At 71.4% G+C, this 20,089-nt stretch carries 24 protein-coding genes; 11 read left to right on the top strand and 13 right to left on the bottom strand.

Features of this window, described 5'->3' with window-relative positions:
• Positions 1-63: 63 nt before the first annotated feature.
• A complete protein-coding gene (locus ACSP50_RS37935; protein WP_043516319.1) occupies positions 64-1,197 on the bottom strand; it encodes a DNA recombination protein RmuC in 1,134 nt (377 codons plus the stop codon).
• 54 nt (positions 1,198-1,251) lie between these two features.
• Between ACSP50_RS37935 and ACSP50_RS37930 the strand changes: the two genes are divergently transcribed.
• Entirely contained in the window at positions 1,252-2,031 is a 780-nt protein-coding gene (locus ACSP50_RS37930) for a hypothetical protein (RefSeq protein WP_014694637.1), read from the top strand.
• 259 nt (positions 2,032-2,290) lie between these two features.
• On the opposite strand, the gene ACSP50_RS37925 is transcribed toward ACSP50_RS37930, so the two are convergent.
• The gene (locus ACSP50_RS37925; RefSeq protein WP_043512979.1) at positions 2,291-2,869 is read right to left on the bottom strand and encodes a hypothetical protein; all 579 of its coding nucleotides are present in this window, start codon (positions 2,867-2,869) and stop codon (positions 2,291-2,293) included.
• Between the two features lie 102 nt (positions 2,870-2,971).
• Here ACSP50_RS37925 and ACSP50_RS37920 point away from each other — a divergent pair, with 102 nt between their 5' ends.
• A complete protein-coding gene (locus tag ACSP50_RS37920; protein WP_014694635.1) occupies positions 2,972-4,225 on the top strand; it encodes a Gfo/Idh/MocA family protein in 1,254 nt (417 codons plus the stop codon).
• A 25-nt stretch (positions 4,226-4,250) separates the two neighbouring features.
• Here the strand turns inward: ACSP50_RS37920 and valS are convergent, their stop codons facing one another.
• From valS to ACSP50_RS37890, 6 genes are all read right to left on the bottom strand, one after another.
• A complete protein-coding gene (gene valS, locus ACSP50_RS37915; protein WP_014694634.1) occupies positions 4,251-6,785 on the bottom strand; it encodes a valine--tRNA ligase in 2,535 nt (844 codons plus the stop codon).
• A gap of 82 nt (positions 6,786-6,867) precedes the next feature.
• The gene (locus ACSP50_RS37910) at positions 6,868-7,047 is read right to left on the bottom strand and encodes a hypothetical protein (RefSeq protein WP_043512976.1); all 180 of its coding nucleotides are present in this window, start codon (positions 7,045-7,047) and stop codon (positions 6,868-6,870) included.
• Between the two features lie 153 nt (positions 7,048-7,200).
• Positions 7,201-7,389: a hypothetical protein gene (locus ACSP50_RS37905; RefSeq protein ID WP_014694633.1), complete on the bottom strand. Its 189-nt coding sequence runs from the start codon at positions 7,387-7,389 to the stop codon at positions 7,201-7,203.
• Between the two features lie 90 nt (positions 7,390-7,479).
• Complete coding sequence (locus ACSP50_RS37900) at positions 7,480-8,163, bottom strand: protein DA1 (protein ID WP_099343950.1); 684 nt, start codon at positions 8,161-8,163, stop codon at positions 7,480-7,482.
• A gap of 34 nt (positions 8,164-8,197) precedes the next feature.
• Entirely contained in the window at positions 8,198-8,701 is a 504-nt protein-coding gene (locus tag ACSP50_RS37895; protein WP_369793980.1) for a methylated-DNA--[protein]-cysteine S-methyltransferase, read from the bottom strand.
• A gap of 117 nt (positions 8,702-8,818) precedes the next feature.
• Positions 8,819-10,312 (bottom strand): DNA-3-methyladenine glycosylase 2 family protein, encoded by a 1,494-nt coding sequence (locus ACSP50_RS37890; protein WP_014694629.1) that lies wholly within the window; start codon positions 10,310-10,312, stop codon positions 8,819-8,821.
• Positions 10,313-10,494: 182 nt separating this feature from the next.
• Here ACSP50_RS37890 and ACSP50_RS37885 point away from each other — a divergent pair, with 182 nt between their 5' ends.
• The 3 genes from ACSP50_RS37885 to ACSP50_RS37875 are packed head-to-tail and all read left to right on the top strand — an operon-like array spanning position 10,495 to position 12,698.
• The gene (locus ACSP50_RS37885; protein ID WP_043512972.1) at positions 10,495-11,280 is read left to right on the top strand and encodes an alpha/beta fold hydrolase; all 786 of its coding nucleotides are present in this window, start codon (positions 10,495-10,497) and stop codon (positions 11,278-11,280) included.
• Positions 11,281-11,302: 22 nt separating this feature from the next.
• Entirely contained in the window at positions 11,303-12,388 is a 1,086-nt protein-coding gene (ychF, locus tag ACSP50_RS37880; protein ID WP_014694627.1) for a redox-regulated ATPase YchF, read from the top strand.
• A 4-nt stretch (positions 12,389-12,392) separates the two neighbouring features.
• Positions 12,393-12,698 carry a DUF1905 domain-containing protein gene (locus tag ACSP50_RS37875; protein ID WP_014694626.1) on the top strand — a complete coding sequence of 102 codons (306 nt, stop codon included), beginning with the start codon at positions 12,393-12,395 and terminating at the stop codon, positions 12,696-12,698.
• A 63-nt stretch (positions 12,699-12,761) separates the two neighbouring features.
• Here the strand turns inward: ACSP50_RS37875 and ACSP50_RS37870 are convergent, their stop codons facing one another.
• Positions 12,762-13,343 (bottom strand): Uma2 family endonuclease, encoded by a 582-nt coding sequence (locus ACSP50_RS37870; protein ID WP_014694625.1) that lies wholly within the window; start codon positions 13,341-13,343, stop codon positions 12,762-12,764.
• A 236-nt stretch (positions 13,344-13,579) separates the two neighbouring features.
• Here ACSP50_RS37870 and ACSP50_RS37865 point away from each other — a divergent pair, with 236 nt between their 5' ends.
• Positions 13,580-14,167: a hypothetical protein gene (locus ACSP50_RS37865; RefSeq protein WP_014694624.1), complete on the top strand. Its 588-nt coding sequence runs from the start codon at positions 13,580-13,582 to the stop codon at positions 14,165-14,167.
• A gap of 33 nt (positions 14,168-14,200) precedes the next feature.
• Positions 14,201-14,653 carry a GNAT family N-acetyltransferase gene (locus ACSP50_RS37860; protein ID WP_014694623.1) on the top strand — a complete coding sequence of 151 codons (453 nt, stop codon included), beginning with the start codon at positions 14,201-14,203 and terminating at the stop codon, positions 14,651-14,653.
• 10 nt (positions 14,654-14,663) lie between these two features.
• Here ACSP50_RS37860 and ACSP50_RS37855 read toward each other — a convergent pair whose 3' ends face one another.
• Positions 14,664-15,125 carry a MarR family winged helix-turn-helix transcriptional regulator gene (locus ACSP50_RS37855; protein WP_043512968.1) on the bottom strand — a complete coding sequence of 154 codons (462 nt, stop codon included), beginning with the start codon at positions 15,123-15,125 and terminating at the stop codon, positions 14,664-14,666.
• Positions 15,126-15,334: 209 nt separating this feature from the next.
• On the opposite strand from ACSP50_RS37855, the gene ACSP50_RS37850 reads away from it, so the two are divergent.
• Genes ACSP50_RS37850 through ACSP50_RS37840 form a run of 3 tightly spaced genes read left to right on the top strand, consistent with a single transcriptional unit; the run spans position 15,335 to position 17,743 of the window.
• Positions 15,335-16,138: a G5 domain-containing protein gene (locus ACSP50_RS37850; protein ID WP_014694621.1), complete on the top strand. Its 804-nt coding sequence runs from the start codon at positions 15,335-15,337 to the stop codon at positions 16,136-16,138.
• A 19-nt stretch (positions 16,139-16,157) separates the two neighbouring features.
• On the top strand, positions 16,158-16,991 hold the full coding sequence (locus ACSP50_RS37845) for a nucleotidyltransferase domain-containing protein (RefSeq protein WP_014694620.1): 834 nt from the start codon (positions 16,158-16,160) through the stop codon (positions 16,989-16,991).
• Positions 16,988-17,743, top strand: a complete 756-nt coding sequence (locus tag ACSP50_RS37840) for a peptidase E (protein WP_014694619.1) — start codon at positions 16,988-16,990, stop codon at positions 17,741-17,743. The genes ACSP50_RS37845 and ACSP50_RS37840 overlap by 4 nt, the downstream gene beginning before the upstream one ends.
• Before the next feature lie 135 nt (positions 17,744-17,878).
• Here ACSP50_RS37840 and ACSP50_RS37835 read toward each other — a convergent pair whose 3' ends face one another.
• Positions 17,879-18,085 carry a hypothetical protein gene (locus ACSP50_RS37835; RefSeq protein ID WP_014694618.1) on the bottom strand — a complete coding sequence of 69 codons (207 nt, stop codon included), beginning with the start codon at positions 18,083-18,085 and terminating at the stop codon, positions 17,879-17,881.
• Positions 18,086-18,330: 245 nt separating this feature from the next.
• On the opposite strand from ACSP50_RS37835, the gene ACSP50_RS37830 reads away from it, so the two are divergent.
• Entirely contained in the window at positions 18,331-19,233 is a 903-nt protein-coding gene (locus ACSP50_RS37830) for a hypothetical protein (RefSeq protein ID WP_231956799.1), read from the top strand.
• A 4-nt stretch (positions 19,234-19,237) separates the two neighbouring features.
• Here the strand turns inward: ACSP50_RS37830 and ACSP50_RS37825 are convergent, their stop codons facing one another.
• Entirely contained in the window at positions 19,238-19,600 is a 363-nt protein-coding gene (locus tag ACSP50_RS37825; RefSeq protein ID WP_014694616.1) for a PH domain-containing protein, read from the bottom strand.
• 24 nt (positions 19,601-19,624) lie between these two features.
• Positions 19,625-19,939 carry a 4a-hydroxytetrahydrobiopterin dehydratase gene (locus tag ACSP50_RS37820; protein WP_014694615.1) on the bottom strand — a complete coding sequence of 105 codons (315 nt, stop codon included), beginning with the start codon at positions 19,937-19,939 and terminating at the stop codon, positions 19,625-19,627.
• Between the last annotated feature and the right edge of the window lie 150 nt (positions 19,940-20,089).

Genomic DNA, 20,089 nt, shown 5'->3' with positions numbered 1-20,089 from the left:
GTCAGCTGAGCTCCGGGTCACGACGCTGCGGTCAGCTGAGCTCCGCGGGCCGGAGCACGGCGGTCAGCTGAGCTCCGGGGCCTGGGGCTGCCGCGGGGCCACCTCGATCTGGGGCGGCTGCGGCAGATCCTCGTCGGAAACCCCCATCTCGGCCAGCTTGCGTGCGCTGACCAGGACTCTGGACTCCAAAGAGCCGATTGCCTTGTTGTACGCGCTGACCGCCCCGTTGAGGGAGACGCCCAGGCGGCTCACGTGGTCGCCCAGCGTCGACAGCCGGCCGTAGAGCTCGCGGGCCAGCGTGTGCACGGCGACCGCGTTGCCGGTCAGCGTCTCCTGCCGCCAGGAGAACGCGACGGTGCGCAGCATCGCGATCAGCGTGGCCGGCGTGGCCAGCACGACGTCGCGGCGGAACGCATACTCCATCAGGACCGGGTCGCGCTGCAGGGCGGCGTCCAGGAACGGGTCGGCCGGGACGAACAGCACCACGAAGTCCGGGGTGGAGGGGAAGGCCGACCAGTACTCCTTGGCCGACAGGGCGTCCACATGCGCTCGTAGATGCCGGGCGTGCTGGTCGAGGTGGAGATCCCGGTCACGTTCGTCGCGGGCCTCCATGGCGGACAGATAGCCCTCCAGCGGCGCCTTGGCGTCGACCACCACGGTGCGGCCGCCGTGCAGCCGGACCACCAGGTCGGGCCGCACCCCCTGACGGTCGGTCTCGGCGGTGACCTGCTCGGCGAAGTCGCAGTGCTCCAGCAGGCCGGCCGCCTCGACGATCCGGCGCAGCTGGTGCTCGCCCCAGCGGCCGCGAACCTGCGGGGTGCGCAGCGCCGAGACCAGTTGCCGGGTCTCGCCGCGCAGCTCGGTGGAGACCACGCCCATCGCCCGCACCTGCTCGCGGAGCTCGGCATACGCGTCGACCCGCTCGCGTTCCAGGTCGGCGACCCGCTGCTCGTAGCGTCGCAGCGTGTCCTGCAGCGGGGCGACCGCGCGGGCCACCGCCTCCTGCGACTGGGCGGTCGCCTCATAGGACAGCGCCCGCATCGACTGTTCCAGCCGCTGCTCACCATCGCGGGCAGCGGCGACCGTGGCCTCCAGCCGGGCGATGTCGGTGGCGGCCCGCGCCCGGGCGGCGAGCCAGCCCAGGGCGCCGCCCGCCGCGAGGCAGATCAGGATCACAGCGAGCGTCGAGTACGTCACCACCGCAGATTGCCAGAAGGGTACGACAAGACCACCGCGGGTACTTTGGAAAACATGAACGGCGTGTTGCTCATCCTGGCCATCGTCGCGATCGTCGCCCTGGTCGTCGTCGCCACCCAGCGTGGCGGGGCAAGAAATCAGCAGACCCAGCTCGCGGATGCCCGTGCCGACGCGCAGCGGTGGTACGAGCGGCTCGGCGGCCAGATGATGAACCTGCACGCCGACGAGCCGGCCGCGCGGCAGGCCCTGGCCGACGCCGGCGAGCGCTACAACGCGGCCGGCGGCCAGTTGCAGCAGGCCACCTCGGTGCGGCAGTTCGAGCTGGCCCGCGAGTCCGCGCTGGAGGGTCTGGCCTATGTGCGGGCCGCCCGCGTCGCGATGGGCCTCGACCCGGGCCCCGACCTGCCGCCGCTGGCCGCCTCGCGGGGCACCGGGCAGCTCACCCAGGAGCGCGAGGTCAGCGTGCAGGGCCACGCTTACCGGGCGGGGCCGCAGCCGGGCCCGGAAACCCCGTACTACTACCCGGGTGGCCGGGTGCAGGGCCGTCCGGTCCCGGCCGGTTGGTATTCGACACCGGTCTGGAAGACCGCGCTCGGCACCGGCGCCGGGGTGCTCGGCGGCATGCTGATCTTCGACGCGCTGTTCTCGCCGTCCTTCGGCGACGTCGGGTACGCCGACGGATATCAGGACGGCCTGCTGGCGGGCAACGACTTCGGCGACGCGAACGGCCTCGGCGACCTGGGCGGCAACGACATCGGCGGTGACTTCGGCGGCGGCGACTGGGGCGGCGGTGACTTCGGCGGCGGCGATTTCGGCGGCGGCGGCGACTTCTGACCCCACCGACGCGGCGGCCCGCCCGGGCGCGGCGCTGATCGCTGAGTGCGACAGCCGGTCCGGGGATCGACGGGGCGCTGATCGCGGAGTGCGGCGGCCGGTCCGGGGATCGACGGGGCCGCTGATCGGTGCGTGCGGCAGGCTGACGAGGCTCGGCGGCGAGTTCCGCAGGAGCGGCCGGCGTGCTGTCGGCGTACCGGCGCCATCGCGGTCCGGCAGCGGGAGGACCGCGACCGGACCGCCGGCGTTTAGCGGGCTGCTACCAGGGTTGTTCGGGGTGGAGCGGGGCCGGCCGGGGGTAAGGGTGCAGGCGGCGGGTGAGCTCGTGGCGCAGCGCCCGCGGACTCGGCCAGATCTGGGTGAGGTCGGCGGCGAACGCCGGGCCGCGCGCGGTCACCGTCTGCTGCGGCCAGCCCGCCCCCGAGCCCTGCACCGGGTGCACCGCGTCCATGTCGACCGGGGTCACCTCCAGCACGGTTCGCAGGCCGCTGCGGCGCACCGTCACCGCGGCGATGTCCTCCCAGGCGAGCAGCACCGGATCGCTGCCCTGCGCGGCGAGTTCCAGCCCGCCGGCCGAGACCCGCACCCAGGTGGTCAGCGCCGAGCGCGCTGACAATGCATAGAACCCGGCGACCGCCGCGCCGACGACTACCGCCTGCAGCGTGGTGACCCACCAGGGATCACCGCCGCCCCGCGCGATCCGCCCCACGATCGGGGAGACCACCAGGTACGACAGCATGAGCACGGCGAACACCGCGAGGAACGTGCGGGCCGGCGACGACCGGAACAACACGGCGTCCTCGGCCGGGGCCTCGACCTGCTCCGGTGCGATCGGCATGCTTCCTATGGTGGACCGGACCACGGGTTCCGCTCCCGGGATCGCGGCTTTTGCCGCCGGCCGGGCGGGCCCGCCGTTACCGATGGCGAACGGGGAGGGCGAATGACGGAGTCGGTCAGCGTCGCGGTGGTGGGCGCCGGCAGCCGCGGCGGCATGTACGCGCGGGTGGCCGCGGACAGCGGCCGGGCCCGGGTGGTGGCGGTCGCCGAGCCCGACGACGAGCGGCGGGAACGTTTCGCGGCGGAGTTCGGCCTGCCGGCGGACCGGGTCCACCGGGACTGGACGGGCCTGCTGGCCGGGCCGCGGGTGGCCGACGCGGTGATCGTGGCGACCCAGGACCGGTTGCACGAGGCGCCGGCGGTGGCGCTGCTCGGGCACGGTTACGACGTGCTGCTGGAGAAGCCGATGGCGCCCTCCGAGGCGAGCGCCCGGCGGATCGCCGACGCGGCGCTGGCCAGTGGGCGGATCTTCGGGGTGTGCCACGTGCTGCGGTACACCCCGTACACCGCGATGATCCGCGAGCTGATCCGCGACGGCGCGCTCGGCGACGTGATCAACGTGCAGCACCTGGAGCCGGTCGGCTGGTGGCACCAGGCGCACGCCTATGTGCGGGGCAACTGGCGTTCCGAGGCGGGTTCCGGGCCGATGCTGCTGACCAAGGCCTGCCACGACGTGGACTGGATCATGCACGTGGTCGGGGACGGCGTGGCCCGGGTGTCGTCGTTCGGTGGGCTCGCCCATTTCCGGCCGGACCGTCAGCCGGCCGGGGCCGCGGACCGGTGTGTGGACTGCGCGGTGGAGCGGGAATGCCCATACTCGGCGAAGCGCCTCTATCTCGGCTGCCTCGGCGACCCGAAGACCGAGCGGTGGCCGCTGGGGCCGGTGACCTCGGACGCCACCGAGGCCGGGGTGCTGCACGCGCTGCGCACCGGACCGTACGGACGCTGCGTGTACCGCTGCGACAACGACGTGGTGGACCACCAGGTGGTGAACTTCGAGTTCGCCGGCGGAGCGACCGCGACGCTGACCATGACCGCTTTCTCGCCGTCCGACGGTTACCGGCGAACGCGGATCTTCGGCAGTCACGGCAGCCTCGAAGGGGACGGGCGGACGCTGACCCTCACCGATTTCCGGGACGGCAGCGAGCGGGTGATCCCGGTGCCGGCCGGCGCCGGCGGCACCGCGGCCGGTGGCCACGGTGGCGGCGACGCCGGCCTGGTCGCGGCGTTCCTGACCGCGGTGCGGACCCGCGACGAGTCGTATCTCGGCTCCGGTGCGGCCGCCAGCCTGGACAGCCACCGCGTCGTGTGGGCCGCCGAGCGGGCCCGCCACACCGGAACCGTGATCACTCTCTGACTCCCTCCGCTGGTGGACGGCGCTTTCAGAAGGCGCAGGCGATGACCAGCTCCGGGGTCCGGTCCCGGAGCAGGTCGAGCTTGGCGATCCGCCCGGCGGCCCGGACGTCCCCGCCGATCAGCTCCAGCCGATCGAGCAGGGCGGCCGGGCCGAGCGCCTCGGCCAGCGGCACGTCGGCCCGCATCGACAGCCGGCGGTCCGATTTCGCCTTGCGGACCTGCCGCAGCGCGTCGCCGGCCAGGTCGAGCAGGGCCGGCTCGCTGTCCGGCGCGACCCGGGTCAGCTCATACCGGGTGGGCCAGGTCGATCGGTGGACCGATCCGTAACGCCACCACGACCAGACCTCCTCCGTCACATACGGCAGGAACGGGGCGAACAGCCGGAGTTGGACGGACAGCCCGGTGGCCAGCGCGGCGTGCGCCGAGCCGGCGGCCGGGCCGGACCCGTACGCCCGGCTCTTGACCAGCTCGATGTAGTCGTCGCAGAACGTCCAGAAGAACGTCTCGACCGCCTGCAGCGCCTCCGAGTGCTGGAACCGGTCGAACGCCTCGGTGGCCGCGATGACCACCTCGGCCAGCCGGCCCAGCATCGCCCGGTCGAGCGGCTCGGTGACCGGCTGCCGCAGCGCGTCGGACGCGCCCAGGCGGAGCGCGAATTTCGACGCGTTGAGCAGCTTGGTCGCCAGCCGCCGGCCGATCCGCAGCTGGCCCGGCTCGTAGGCGATGTCCGCCCCGGGCCGGCCGCTGGCCGCCCAGTAGCGCATCGCGTCCGCGCCGAACTCCGCCAGCGGCGGCCCGGCCGGCACCGCCCGGCCCCGGGAACTGGACATCTTCTTGTGGTCGGGGTCGAGGACCCAGCCGGACAGGACCGCGGTGTGCCAGGGCAGCACGCCGTCCTGCTGCTCGGCGCGCAGCACCGTGCCGAACAGCCATGTCCGGATGATCTCCTGGCCCTGTGGTCGCAGGTCCATCGGGAAGACCCGGGAGTACAGGTCGTCGTCGACGCTCCAGCCGCCGGCGATCTGCGGGGTGAGCGACGACGTCGCCCAGGTGTCCATCACGTCCGGATCCGCGGTGAAGCCGCCCGGCCGGCCCCGCGCCGACTCGTCGAATCCGGGCGGACAGTCCGAAGTCGGGTCGACCGGCAGTGCCGAATCGTCCGGTATGAGAAGCTGGTCGTAGTCCGGCTCGCCAGCGTCGTCGAGCCGGTACCAGAGCGGGAACGGGACGCCGAAGAACCGCTGCCGGCTGATCAGCCAGTCCCCGGTCAGCCCGGTCACCCAGTGCTCATACCGGTGGCGCATGTGCTCCGGAACCCAGCGCAACTCCCGGCCCCGGGCCAGCATCCGCTCGCGCAGCAGCGGGTCGCGCCCGCCGTTGCGCAGGAACCACTGCCGGCTGGTGACGATCTCCAGCGGCCGGTCGCCTCGCTCGTAGAACTTGACCGGATGCGTGATCGGCCGCGGCTCACCGAGCAGATCACCCGACGCGCGCAGCAACCGGACCGTTTCCCGCCGGGCCGCCTCCACGGTCCGCCCGGCCAGCGCGGCGTACACCCCGGCCGGGACACCGGACGGCGCATCGCGCAGGAACCGCCCGTCCCGGCCGACGACGACCCGGGTGCCCAGGCCCAGATCGCGCCACCAGGTGACGTCGGTCAGGTCGCCGAACGTGCAGATCATCGCGATCCCGGTGCCCCGCTCCGGCTCGGCCAGCGGATGCGCCAGGACCGGGACCTCGACCCCGAACAGCGGCGACCGGGCCGCGGTCAGGTGGGCGAACCGCTGGTCACCGGGGTGATGGACGAGCGCGACGCAGGCCGGCAGCAGCTCCGGCCGGGTCGTGTCGACCTCGATCGGCCCGTCCGGCCCAGCGAAGCGCAGCGTGTGGAAGGCGCCGGGTCGCTCCCGATCCTCCAGCTCGGCCTGGGCGACCGCGGTCTGGAAACCGGCGTCCCACAGCGTCGGAGCCTGCGCCGCATAGGCCTGACCGCGGGCCAGGGCAGCCAGGAAGGCTCGCTGCGAGACGGCGCGCGCCCGGTCGCCGATCGTCGTATACGTCAGTCCCCAGTCGACGGAGAGGCCGAGCCGCCGCCAGATCGCCTCGTAGGCCTGCTCGTCGGCAGCGGTCATCCGCGAGCACAACTCGACGAAGTTGCGCCGGGAGATCGCGACCGGCGGGTCGGCCGGAGCCTCCGGCGGCTGCCAGGCCGGGTCGTAGGGCAGCGCCGGATCGCAGCGGACCCCGTAGCGGTGCTGGACCCGCCGCTCGGTGGGCAGGCCGTTGTCGTCCCAGCCCATCGGATAGAAGACCGTCTTGCCGCGCATCCGCTGGAACCGCGCGACCGTGTCGGTGTGGGTGAACGAGAAGACGTGCCCGACGTGCAACGCACCCGATACGGTCGGCGGAGGGGTGTCGATGGCGAACACGTCCGACCGCTCCCTCGACCGGTCGAACGTGTAAGTACCCTCCTCCTGCCAGCGCGGCGCCCAGCGGTCCTCGAGCCCGTCCAGCGACGGCCGCTCGGGTAGGCCCGGGCGGCCCGTTCCCGTATCAGTCATGCGGCCAGCCTAGGGGCGCCGCGATCGGGCCGGCCAGGCAATTTCCCGCCTGTGGACAACCCTCCCAACAGGACGGGTCAGGCTAGTCTCGGTGCCCGGAGGCGCCGATGACGATCCAGCCGCTGTACGTGCTGTGCGACGTCTCGACCAGCCTGCCCGCAAAGCTCGGGCCACCGCCGACCTGCTCCTGGCGCACCTGTCCACGCAGCTCACCGGCGGCGTCGAGCTGACCGCGGCGGTCCGCTGGAGCGTCGAGCTGCACACCGGCGCCGACGACCTGGTCCCGCTCGTCGTCAGCTGCCGCGCATCGTCGTCGGCCGGATTCAGCCGGGCCAGTTCCTCGCTCGCCGCCAAGGCCTCCGGCGGCTGCCAGTCCGGTGTGTGCGGCTGCCTGCCGAAACCGCGCGACTGCCCATCACCCGGACACTGTCCACATCGACCACCAGTGCCGCGGATCCGTGTCGTAGAGGACGTTGCGCCCGGAGATGTCGCCGACCACGACATTCTGGGCATGCTTCATCGTGTACGCCGCGGCCACCGCCCGGACCAGACCCAGCCGCGCCGTCAGATCCACCGGCGGCAGACCCGTCCGCGCCGCCGTCATTTCGTGTGCGGTGGGGCCATCGAATACGACACATTGACCAACAGATAGAAAACCGACGCGAGAGTACGGTCGTCGATCACGGCAACTTCCTCACGGCAGATCGCCATAACGGCGGACATGCGCCAGCATCCGGCTCACCCCACCGACCCGCAGCGCGGCCTGCCGGGCAGCCCGGAACCCATTGCCGTACACCGGATCCGGGTTGTCCATGATCCGGCGGCGTTCCCACTCCGCCGGCGCACCCGGCTCCCCCTTCAACCAGGCATGCGCCAGCAACTCGCACAGACCCTCCTCGACCGGCGGCGGCAACTCCCCGAAACCGTGCTGCACCAGATAGGCGTGCATCACCTCATGCGCGACCACCGCGCCGAAACGCACCAGCGGCAGATCCCGGACGACCATCAGATCGACCACCTCGGAACCCACACACACCGTCCCGCCGAGCAATGCACCCGACCCGTGCCAATCCGCCTGCAACTCGGCCACCGGCACCAGACGCACCCGCACCGGCTTCGTCGTCCAGATCGACAACGCCCGCAACCGCGCCGCGATCGGCGGCAACACCCGCCGCACATCCTGCTGCGTACGCACCGCCGTCGCCGCGCACCGCGGACACAACGGACGCTCCGCGGCCAGCGTCGGATCAGCCGGCAGACCACAACACGTCGACGGCTGCTCATGAGCATGCCGATGACAGATCAACTCACCGTTGGGCGTGACGAAGCCGGTCAGCGTCATCAGCCGGCCACAGACCGCACACCGAGGCAGCCCCACGCCGTCAGTGTGCGGGCCCGGCGCCACCCCGGAGTCACGCCGACGACTCGTGCTCCAGAAGCCACGACTTCACCGGCAGACCCCACCGGTAACCACCCAACGAACCATCCGTCCGCAACACCCGATGACACGGGACGATCAACGCGACCGCATTCCGCGCACACGCGGCGGCCGCCGCGCGGATCGCCGCCGGACGGCCCGCCAACACGGCATAGTCCGCATACGTCACCGGATCACCCGGCTTGATGTCGCGCATCACCCGCCAGGCGTGCGCCAGGAACACGCCGCCGGTGCGCTGCTCGACCGCGACCGTGTCCAGAGCCGGAAGGTCGCCGGCGAAATAGGCACGGACCGCGGCCTGCGCCGGGCCGACATCGTCGGCAGGCTCGGCGGGCTCCACCAGGGCCGGATCGATCAGACGGATCAGGGCCGGGACATCGACGGTGAAACCGGCGGCGCGGACGGCACCTGAATCCGCGACGACCAGGGTGAACGGGCCGGGCGGGGTGTCCATCGTGGAAAACCGCAACATGGTGATCAGCTCCTTGGATCAGAGGGACAGCGTGGCAGGAAAAGCGGGACGGCGCGGTGGCCTGTGGACAACGGGGGAGGGCTGTGGACAACCCGGGTTGAGGGGCGCGGAGAGGCGTAGCGTTCAGGCGGCCCGCCACAGACGGATCAAGGCGTACGAGCGCCAGGGGCGCCAGCGCTCGGCGTGCACGCTCAGGGACCCGGCGGAATCGGGGAGGTGCAAAGCGGCGGCTCCGCGACGGGCGGCCAGGTCGGTGGGGAGGAAGACGTCGGGGTCGCCGAGAGCGCGCATGGCGATGTAACCGGCGGTCCACGGGCCGATGCCGGGGATAGCCAGCAGACGGGCGGTGGTTTCGTCGCGGTCGGCGGTGGGGTTCAGGTCCAGGTGGCCGGAGGCTACGGCGGTGGCCAGGGCGCGGAGGGTGGCCCGGCGGGCGGCGGGCATGCCGAAGGCCGCGTCGGGGAGTGCGGCGATGGTGGCCGGGGTGGGGAATCCGGTCAGATCGGTGGTGGCGGCGGGGGCGGGGGCGGGGCCCGAAGGGCCGGAGTCTCCGAGCCCCCCAGAACTCCCCGAACCCCCCGAACCCCCGGCAGCCGCCCGCACCAACCTCCCCAGAATCCCCCGAGCCCCAGCCACACTCACCTGCTGCCCCACCACCGCCCGAACAGCCATCTCGAACCCGTCCACCGCCCGAGGCACCCGCACCCCAGGCTCTTCCCGCACCACCTGTTCCAGCCCCGGATCGGCTGCCAGCATCCCGTCCACCGCATCCGGATCCGCGTCCAGATCGAACAGCCGCCGGCACCGCGCCACCGCCGGCGCCAGATCCCGCACATCGCCGAGTCGCAGTGTCGCGAAGACCCATCTGTCTCCGGGCCGCAGCACCACGTCTCCTGTTCCGTGCGGCAGGGTCAGCCCCCGCCGGTATCCTCCGTCGACGATCTCGTCCACTCCCGGCAGTGTTCGTGCCCCGAGGAAGGCGAGCAGCGACGCCGAGTGCAGCGGCGCCCGATATGCCAGCCGCAGGTTGATGACGCCGGCTTCCCCGCGGGCCACGGGTCGCTTTTCGCGGATGCGGCTCGGCGATTGCGCGTACACCTCGAGCATCGTGTCGTTGAATTGCCGCACGCTGCCGAATCCGGCCGCGAAGGCGATGTCCGCGAGTCCGAGGTCGGTCGTTTCCACCAGGATCCGCGCGGTCTGTGCCCGTTGGGCGCGGGCGAGGGCGAGCGGTCCGGCGCCGAGTTCCGCGGTGAGCATCCGGTTGAGGTGCCGCTCGGTGTAGCCGAGCCGGGTGGCGAGTCCGCCGACGCCTTCCCGGTCGACGACGCCGTCGCCGATGAGGCGCATCGCGCGGCCGACGGTGTCGGCGCGCACGTCCCAGTCAGGCGATCCGGGTGCCGCGTCGGGCCGGCATCGGCGGCATGCCCGGAATCCGCCGCGTTGCGCTGCCGCGGCACTCACGAAGAATGTCACGTTTTCTCGTTTAGGTGTGACGGCCGGGCAGGAGGGCCGGCAATAGATCCCGGTGGTCCGCACGGCGGTGTAGAAGCATCCGTCGAACCGCTGGTCACGGCTGTCGACGGCGCGGTAGCAACGCTCGAAGTCCAGCTCCATGCCCCGAGTCTGCTCTGTCCGCCGGGGCTTCGGCTGGCGGCTTTCGGACATCACGGTTCGCGGACCGGTCACCGGCCGCTGCCGGTTGCCGCCGTCGATGGGGTGTACGCGGTGAGCACCACCGGTCCTCCCGATGTCAACTGCGGTTGACGCCGGCCGTGCTGTCAACTACGGTTGACGACATGGAGGCTTTGGTGAGCACGGACATCCGGTGGCGGACCTTCGGTGACGGTGGCCCCAAGGTCGTGCTGCTGCACGGCGGACTGCAGACCTCGGCGAACTTCACGAAGCTGGCCGGCGCGCTGGCCGGCGACTTCACCGTGTACGTCCCGGATCGGCGCGGCCGGGCACTCAGCGGACCGGCCGTGGCGGGGCACGGGCTGCGCGCCGAGATCGACGATCTGGGTGCGGTCCTCGGCGAGACCGGCGCGCGCAACGTGTTCGGGCTCAGTTCCGGGGCGGTGGTGGCGCTTCGGGCGGCGCTCGAGCTGCCGATCGAGCGGCTGGCGCTCTACGAGCCGCCGCTCAAGCACGGCGGGCACGACCCGGTCGCCTGGCTTTCCCGGTACGAGGCGGAGCTGGCCCGGGGACGCACCGCGGCCGCGTTCACCACGGTCGTCAAGGGCACCGGCGGCGCGCGGTATGTGCCCCGGGCCGCGATGCTGCCGCTCGCCGGGTTGGCCGTGCGGAATCCGGACATCGCCGCGCTGGTGCCGACGATGCGGCTGGACGCGGCCGTGGTCGAGGACGCGGCCGGCCCGCTGAGCACGTATTCCGCTGTCCCGGCGGACACGTTGCTGCTCGGCGGCGACCGTTCACCCGCGTACCTGCGATCCGTCCTGAACGGTCTGGAGCCGGTGCTGCCGCGGGTCTGCCGGGTGACCTTGACCGGTGTCGGGCATTTCGCCGCCGACAACAGCGGCCGGCCCGCGCTGGTGGCTGCCGAACTGCGGAAGTTCTTCCGATGAGGCTTGCGTAGACTGGCGTTCCGTGAGCCTCACCATCGGAATCGTCGGCCTGCCCAACGTCGGCAAGAGCACCCTGTTCAACGCCCTGACCAAGAACGACGTGCTCGCCGCGAACTACCCGTTCGCGACGATCGAGCCCAACGTCGGCGTGGTCGGGCTGCCCGACGAGCGACTGGGAAAGCTCGCCGAGCTGTTCGGCAGTGAGAAGATCCTGCCGGCGCCGGTGAGCTTCGTCGACATCGCGGGCCTGGTCCGGGGCGCGTCGAAGGGGCAGGGCCGGGGCAACGCGTTCCTCGCGAACATCCGCGACGCGTCGGCGATCTGCCAGGTGGTCCGCGCGTTCTCCGACCCGAACGTGCTGCACGTCGACGGCAAGGTGTCACCGGCCGACGACATCGAGACGATCAACACCGAGCTGATCCTGGCCGACCTGCAGACGGTCGAGAAGGCGCTGCCGCGCCTGCAGAAGGAGGCCAAGCTCAAGAAGGAGAAGGCCGCCGCGGTGGCCGCCGCCGAGGCGGCGTTCCAACTGCTCAACGACGGCGTCACGCTCTACCAGGGCGCCACGGCGGCGGGCATCGACCTCGACCTGCTCGGCGAGCTGCACCTGCTCACCACCAAGCCGTTCCTGTACGTCTTCAACGTCGACGAAGCCGAGCTCGGCAACGAGAGCTTCCTCGACGAGCTGCGCGCCCTGGTCGCCCCGGCCGAAGCGGTCTTCATGGACGCGAAGATCGAGTCCGAGCTGATCGAGCTCGACGAGGCGGAGGCCCTGGAGCTGCTGCAGTCCACCGGCCAGTCCGAGCCCGGGCTGAACCGGCTGATCCGGGTCGGCTTCGAGACCCTGGGCCTGCAGACCTACCTGACCGCCGGCCCGAAGGAGGCGCGCGCCTGGACGGTCCCGGTCGGCGCCACCGCCCCGGAGGCCGCCGGCGTCATCCACTCCGACTTCCAGCGCGGCTTCATCAAGGCCGAGATCGTCAGCTACGACGACCTGATGGCGGCCGGCTCGATGTCCGCGGCCAAGGCCGCCGGCAAGGTCCGCATGGAGGGCAAGGACTACATCATGAAGGACGGCGACGTCGTCGAGTTCAGGTTCAACGTCTGATCCGATGGAATGGGTCTTCGACGGCGAGATCTTCGAGTGGCGCGGGCCGGCGCCGTTCTTCTTCGTGGCCATGCCCGAGTCGGACAGCGCCGAGCTCAAGGATGAGGCCCGCTCGCTGATCTACTGGGGTCAGATCCCGGTGCACGTCGTCATCGGGGACACGGCGTTCCGGACGGCGCTCTTTCCCAAGAACGGCCGCTACCTCGTCCCGCTCAAGGACGCTGTCCGGTCGGCGGCAGGGATCGGCGAAGGCGATCTGATCACGGTTGCCTTACGTCCAGCCTGGCCGTCCGATGACGCTCCCGGGTGACCCTCGAGGAACTCGTCGGGGTCGGCGCTGTGGGCGTCCGGCCGTTCGTGTTTGTGGCTCTGGTCAGCTCGAGCGGCCGGCGACCAGGCGATCCAGGTCCAACGTGATCGGGAAGGGCGCCATGGTGTGCAGTTTGTGGCGGTGGACCTCGGTCAGGGCGTACAAGCCGGTCGCATTGTCGCGGTCATACGCGTAGACGACCGGTGACCCGTCTTCTTCCTCGACGAGCCAGTAGTGCGCGATGCCGGCCTCCGCGTATTTGCGGAGCTTGACCGTCCGATCTCGGTATGCCGATTCGGGGGAGACCACCTCGCCCACCAGAAGCACCTGGTCGGGCGTCAAAAAGGTGCTGTTCCAGTCATAGGGGCCGGTGGTGATGAGAATGTCGGGCTCGGGGCGATTCAGTTCGTCGAGCCGGATCGTGATTTCCCGCTCTGCCCCGATGCCGGCCGGTGTCTGGTCCGAGAGAACGTTGACCAGTGCGGTGATGAGTCGAGCGTGCCAGATCCGCTGAGGGGACATCATGAAGACGAGGGCCCCGTCGATGAGCTCGGTGTGTCGCGGCACCTCGGGGAGGTGGTCGAGGTCGTCGGCGAGCCATCCCTCCGGGCGAGGTGGACGCATCCACTCGGGCACCGTGCTCATGTCGCCACCGTAGCAAGTGCGCCCAGCGGGTGCGTGTCGCCTGATTCCGCCCTGCATGCGGAAACCGTAGGGCCTGGCGGGCCGGTCTCTGCCATTCGTGGATCGCCGATCACCCGATGGGTCATAGGCGCTTGTCTAAGCGGTGTCCCGTTCGGTGAAGGTGGTGGCGGATGGTTCGCACGGCGCCCGCGCGGCGCTGAGCCGGGTGGGGTGGGCGGGGCTGCCAGAATGGCGGGATGATCAACGCCGGGGAGCGGGTGGCTCGGATCGTGTCGGAGGTGCTGGCGCCGGCGGTGCTGGTGGCGGCGCTGCTGATGGTGGTGGGGTGGCATGCCGGGCAGACGCCCGGGGTGTCGCGGTGGTGGGGACTGCCGGGGGCGATCTTCGCGGCGGTGATCCCGCTGGGCTATGTGCTGCACGGGGTGCGGACCGGACGGCTGACCGACCACCACATCCCGGACCGGGCGGATCGGCGGGTGCCGTTGCTGTTCGGGATCGTGTCGCTCGGGGTGGGGTTGATCGTTCTCGTGCTGCTCGGGGCGCCGCGGGAGGTGCTGGCGCTGCTGATGGCGGGCGCCGCCGGGCTGGTCGTGTTCGCGCTGGTGACGCACTGGTGGAAGATGTCGATCCATGCCGGGGTGGCGGCCGGGGCGCTGGCTACGCTGACCGCGGTGTACGGGCCGGTGGTGCTGGCCGGGGCGCCGCTGGTGCTGCTCGGCGGGTGGGCCCGGGTGCGGCTGGCCGCGCACACGCCGGCCCAGGTGATGGTCGGTGCGCTGGCGGGCGCGGTGGTGGCCGGCACGATCTTCCCGGCGTTGCGCTGACCGGGCCGCGAGAAACGGGGCGGGAGAGCGGTCATGGGCTGGACGATCGAGGAACGCGCGTGGGACGACCCGGCCGGGGCGGCGCTGCGGCTGGCGCAGCGCGCCGAGCTGGACGCCCGGTACGGCAGTGACGACCACGAGCCGGGCGGCGCGCCGGCCGCTGACGAGATCGACGTGTTCCTGGTCGCGGTCGACGGCGACGCGGCGGTCGGTTGCGGTGCGCTGCGCCGGCTCGACGAGCACAGCGTCGAGGTGAAGCGGATGTACGTCGCGCCGGGCAGCCGTGGTTCCGGTGTCGCGACCGCGATCCTGCGGGCGCTGGAGGACGCCGCCCGCCGGCGCGGCTGGACGACGGTGCGGCTGGAGACCGGGACGGAGCAGCCCGACGCGATCCGCTTCTACCAGCGTGAGGGCTACCGGGAGATCCCGTTGTACGGCAGGTATGTGGGTTCCACGATCAGCCGATGCTTCGAACGGCTGATCTGAGAGAGCCCGGTCAGATCTCGGTCGCCATCGCCGAGAACGCGGCCGCCAGCTTCGTCAGGTCCAGGTCGCCGAGGTGATCGAAGATGTGCCGGCGCACGCTGGCCAGGTGGGTGGGCCAAGCCTCGCGCAGGCGGGCCAGGCCGGCCGGGGTGAGGACGGCGTTGGCGCCGCGGGCGTCCTCCTCGCAGCGGATCCGCTTGACGTAGCCGAGGGATTCGAGTTTCGCGGCGAGCCGGGTCATGCCGCTGAGCGACATGTCGCAGGCGGCGGCGAGTTCGCTCATCCGCATCCGCTGGTCGTCGGTTTCGGACAGGTGCCGCAGCACCGAGTATTCGCTGGCCGACATGCGCTGTTCGCGCATCAGGTCGGCGTCGAGTGCCCGCGGCACGACGAGGAGGAACCGGCCGAGCGCGCGCATCGCCGCTTCCTCCGCCGGGCTCAACGGTACGAGATGTCCGGTGGTCGCAGGCATGCCTGTGATCGTACGGCGGTGGCGCATCCCGTTGACCTTGCGACCGGTGTGCAGACACCGGCCCGTAGGGGGAACGCGCCAGGAGCGTGACGGGCACTGCGGGTCAGCTTTTCGGGGGACCGTCATGTGCTTGCCTCGGCTTCCGGACAAGACACAATGCTTTGGTGCAAAACCAGACAACTAGTGACTCATGGCAGCATCTGCTCGAAATGCCACGAAAGTCTTGGTGGGCCCGCCTGCCCTTCGGCGTCCGCATGATCGCCGGCACGTCAGCGCTGCTCGCGCTGGTCAGTGGTGGGTTGGCCGGCGCCGCCGTGCTGAACGGCAACGACGGGCAGTCCGCCGAGAGCGCCGAGCAGACACTGGCCGGCGACCCGGGCGCCGCGCACCTGCAGGACGACCCGGAGGTCGTCAGCCGGGAGGCGGCGGCCGCCGAGCCGCTGCCGCTGCGGCGCACCCACCTGCCGGCGCCGCCCGCGCCGCCGGGAGTGGCCCCGACCGCCACCCAGCTCCCGGTCGCGACCGGTGCCGAGCTGCAGCGGGCGCGCGCCGAGGACCCGGCCGACCGGACCGGCACCCGGTCCCCGCGGGTGGCTCCGAAGCCCACCGTGACCGGCCGGGCGAAGCCGGTGGTGACCACCCGGACCGACACCGAGATCCGGCCCGTGCCGTTCCGCACCCGGGTGGTGCGCGACGACACGCTGCCCCAGGGCTTCCACCGGCTGCAGTCGCCCGGCGCGCCCGGCGAGGAGAAGGTCCGCTACCTGGTCACGCTGACCGACGGGCGGCCGACCGGGCGGCGGCTGCTGGACACCACGGTCACCCGGCAGCCGCAGCCCCGGGTGGTGGTCCTGGGCACCCAGGACTGCTCCGGTGCGTTCGACCTGTGCGTGCCGCTGGGCCGGTCCGCGTGCCCGAGCGCGGCGCCGGTGCCCCCGGAACCGGACGTGCCGCCGGTCGCGGAGGACTCGGCATTGCTCGACGTGCGGCTGGAGCCCGCCACGGCCTGCTAGAGGTCATAGGGTTGGCGGCATGGCACTCACCGACGCCGAGCTGACCGAGATGGCGCAGCGCCTGACCACCGTTCCGGGCGTGGTCGGGGTCGTGCTCGGGGGCAGCCGTGCCCGGCAGACCCACTCGCCGGAGTCCGACACCGATCTCGGCCTGTACTACCGGGCCCCGTTCGACACCGTCCGGCTCGGCGAGCTGGCGGTCGAGGTGGCCGGCGACCGGGCCCGGGTCACCGCGCCCGGCGAGTGGGGGCCGTGGGTGGACGGCGGCGGCTGGCTGCGGATCGGCGATCATCCGGTCGACTGGATCTATCGGGACCTGGACCGGGTGCACGCCTGCTGGGCCGAGGCCGAGCAGGGGCGCTACGAGTTCCACGCGCAGGGCGGCCACCCACTCGGGGTGCCGGATCATGCGTACGCCGGCGAATTGGCCCTGGGCCGGATCCTCGCCGATCCGACAGGGGAGCTGGCCGCGCTGCGACGCCGCGTGTCGGTTTTCCCGAGGCCGCTGGCCGAGGCCCTGGTGGCCGGGTTGTGGGAGGCCGACTTCCTGGTCGGGCTGGCTCGCAAGGGGGTCGGTCGGCTGGACACCAGCTACGTGGCCGGCTGCCTGTTCCGGTTGGTCGGGGTGTGTGCGCACGCGCTGCACGGGGCGGCCGGCCAGTGGCTGATCAACGAGAAGGGCGCGGTGGCGGCGGCCGGCCGGCTGCCCGGCGCGCCGGCGCAGTTCGCCGACCGGGTGGACGCCGCCTTCGCCGCGATCAACAACGATCCGCTGCATCTGACACTGGCCATCGACATCGCCGCCGATCTCGTCCTGGAGACCACCGAGGCGTGCGCGATGATGTTGCGGTGACCGCTGACGTCCCCACCATTCTCGCCACCAGCGCCGGGTTCGAACGCGGCCCGCTCGGCGGCTTCGACATCCGTCCCGGCCGGGTCCACCATTTCGCGGCCGAGCTGGCGAATGCGGGCGCCGATCCGCGGATCTGCGTGCTGGCTCAGGCGCTGGGCGACCCGGAAGCGCGGATCGGCGCGTTCTACTCGGCTTTCGCTTCCACCGCGTTCACGATGTCGCACCTGCAGTTGTTCCCGATGCCGAATGTCGAGGACATCCGTGCCCATCTGCTCGCGCAGGACGTGATCTGGGTGGACGGCGGCAGCGTGGCGAACCTGGTCGCGCTCTGGCGGGTGCACGGGCTCGACGAGATCCTGTACGAGGCGTGGCAGGCCGGAGTGGTGCTCAGTGGCTCGTCGGCCGGCTCGATCTGCTGGCACACCGGCGGCACCACGGACAGTTTCGGATTGCGGCTGCGCGCGTTCACCGACGGACTGGGCTGGCTGCCGTACAGCAATGGTGTGCATTACGACGCCGAGGGGGAGCGCCGGCCGAAGATGCACGAGCTGATCGCCGACGGCACCCTGCCGGACGGCTTCGCCACCGACGAGGGTGCCGGCTTGGTGTATCGGGGCACGTCACTGCAGGAGGTGGTGGCGGACCGTGCAGGACCACGCGGGTACGCCGTGCAGCGCACCGCCGCGGGCACCGTGACCGAGACGCCACTGCCCACCCGCGTTCTCCCGGAATATCGTCACCGATCGGCATAAACTGCGGGTGGACCACAACCGGACAACGGTCGATTCCGTTGTCTGCTGCGGAGTCAACACCAGAGGGAGACCGATGAGGCCGATCGCGAAGCGTGGCGGCGAGGGCGGCAGTTTCTGACCCGTCCGGGGTGGGGGTCAGGACAGCGCGACGGTGGCCAGCCCGACCAGCACGGCCGAGAGCAGCAGGGCCACCGCGTAGACCGCGTTCGCCCCGAGCAGCAGGGCCAGCCGGTGCGGCTGACCCCCCTCCCCTCCGCCGCCCGCCGGCGCCGGAGCGAGGTCGGCGCCGAGCAGCATGCCGCTCGGTGTCCGGGTCAGCGGTTTCTGCAGATGGGCCAGCACCGGTGATCGCCTCCGGGGGTCAGGGGCATCGATAGGCTTTGGTGGAACTTTCCCGGAGAAGCATGCGGCGAGCCGGGTGAGACCAGCAATGGTTACTCGCGGGTAACCGTTCGCCCGGTGGCCGTTCTGGCATGCCGGCTCCCCCGTACGGCTGTCGAACATCGGTCGAACAGTCGCCCCAGATCGGGCAACGTCACTCTTTTTCGGGATTTGTCTGGCGGGCTTGATCGTCCATCATCGGGATGATGCTGACGATGCCGGCCAAGTATCGAACCGTGTTCGGGGGCACCTGGGGCCTGCTGTGCGCGCTCCTCGGTGCGGCCTCCGGCGTCGCCCAGTTGGCCGGCATCTCCGGCCGGACCGGTCGGTGGGCGCTCACCGCCGTCTTCCTCGCCTGCCTGCTCTACTTCGTGGTCTGGTTCTGGCAGATCGCCTTCGTGCTCAAGATCCGCCAACTGCGCGCCGAACTGCTCGACGCGACGCAGGCACTCACCCTGCAGCGGGCCGGTCACCAGCACTATCTCGACGCCATCCAGCGGATCAGTGAGCGGGAGAAGCCGCTGTTCCTGGAGACCTTGGAGGTGCTGGTGGCGGTCGGCGCCGACGACGACAGCGACCGGATCGTGGAGAAGCGGGTGACCACCCCGGAGCCGCTGGTCACGCACCGGACCATGCGGCCGATCGTGCCGACCGACGAGGAGCGGATGATCCGGCTCGACGACATCGCGTTCAAGGCCAGCCGGGAGACGTTCGGGACGATCACCGCGCTGCCGCTGGAGCAGACCCGGACGCTGCGCGTGTGGATGATCTTCGACCCGGCGATGACCACGCCGACCGAGTGGCAGGTGGAGTACCGGCCGCGCGGGCTCTGGCGGCCGCTGCGCGAGCGCGGCTGGGACCAGCTGACCTGGGAGGACCGGCTGCCGACGGCGAGCGGCACGCCGTCCGCGTTCACCCGCTTCGCGATCACGTTCACGTTCCCGGACAACGATCAGCCGCCGAGCGTCAAGGAGCGGCAGGGGTACGGCGTGCTCAGCGAGCCGGTGCGCGACCCGTCCGGCCGCTGGGAGGTGGTGTGGCGCGACGAGAGGCCGGCCGGCCGCCGGTACGTCTGGGATCTGACGCAGGCGGTCGGCAGGCCGTCGTGAGGGGTCAGGAGGCGAGGCTGAGGATCAGGTTGTGCGCGTGGTGGGCCTTGTCCGAGCCGCGGAACTCGACCTCGTAGACGTGCTGGCCCACCGTGATCGCGATCTCGCCGCTGGAGAAGAACTGGCCGGCCCAGCTCTTGTTGCTGACCACGCTCACCGAGCTGACCTTGCTGTACGGGATGCTGGTGATCGCGAACTTCTTACCGACGAACGACTTGTCCTGCAGGATGATCCGGCGGGTGGTCAGGCCGAGGAAGCCGGTGCCGACGCCGATCGCGTCGTAGACCGCGATGATGGTCTCGCCCTCGAGCAGTCCGCTCTGGACCTGCTCGAGCTGGCTCTTGTTGTCGTAGATCACGTCTGCCATGCGGCGCAGCGTAGCCGGGCCGGGCTACGCGTGGCCGACCACGGTGCGGTAGAAATCCTCGATCCGGGCGGCCAGGGTGACCTCACCGTCGGTGAGTGCCTCGCCGTCGCGGTCACCCAGGCAGATCTGGGTGTGCCCGTCGACCCGCCGGATCCTCGGGCGGATCGCGAGGGTGTCGGCCGCCACCTTGATCCGCTCGGTCAGCGCGGCGTGCTCGCTGTCGTCGCACGCGAGATCGCGGCGCAGTTGCACCCCGTCCCGGGTCCACCCGCCGAGCAACGCGAGGGCGTCACTCAGATAGTCGGAGCCGGTACTGGTCCGGCGTTTCCTAGCCCGCATGGCCGCACCCCCCAAAGCGTTGTTGCCGGCTTGTGGCCGAACTGTCGCCGTGTCGTCATGGTCGGTAGGCCCAGTCTCGTCCGTTGAGACAGTGATGTCCACGCCCACATATCCGCGTTTGGGGGACGATCGGGGCGGCTCGGGCAACCT

Source organism: Actinoplanes sp. SE50/110 (genome assembly GCF_900119315.1).
In the GTDB taxonomy this organism is placed as follows: Bacteria; Actinomycetota; Actinomycetes; order Mycobacteriales; family Micromonosporaceae; genus Actinoplanes.
The sequence above is the reverse complement of the archived record's forward strand: the minus strand, read 5'-3'. Positions and strand labels throughout refer to the sequence as shown.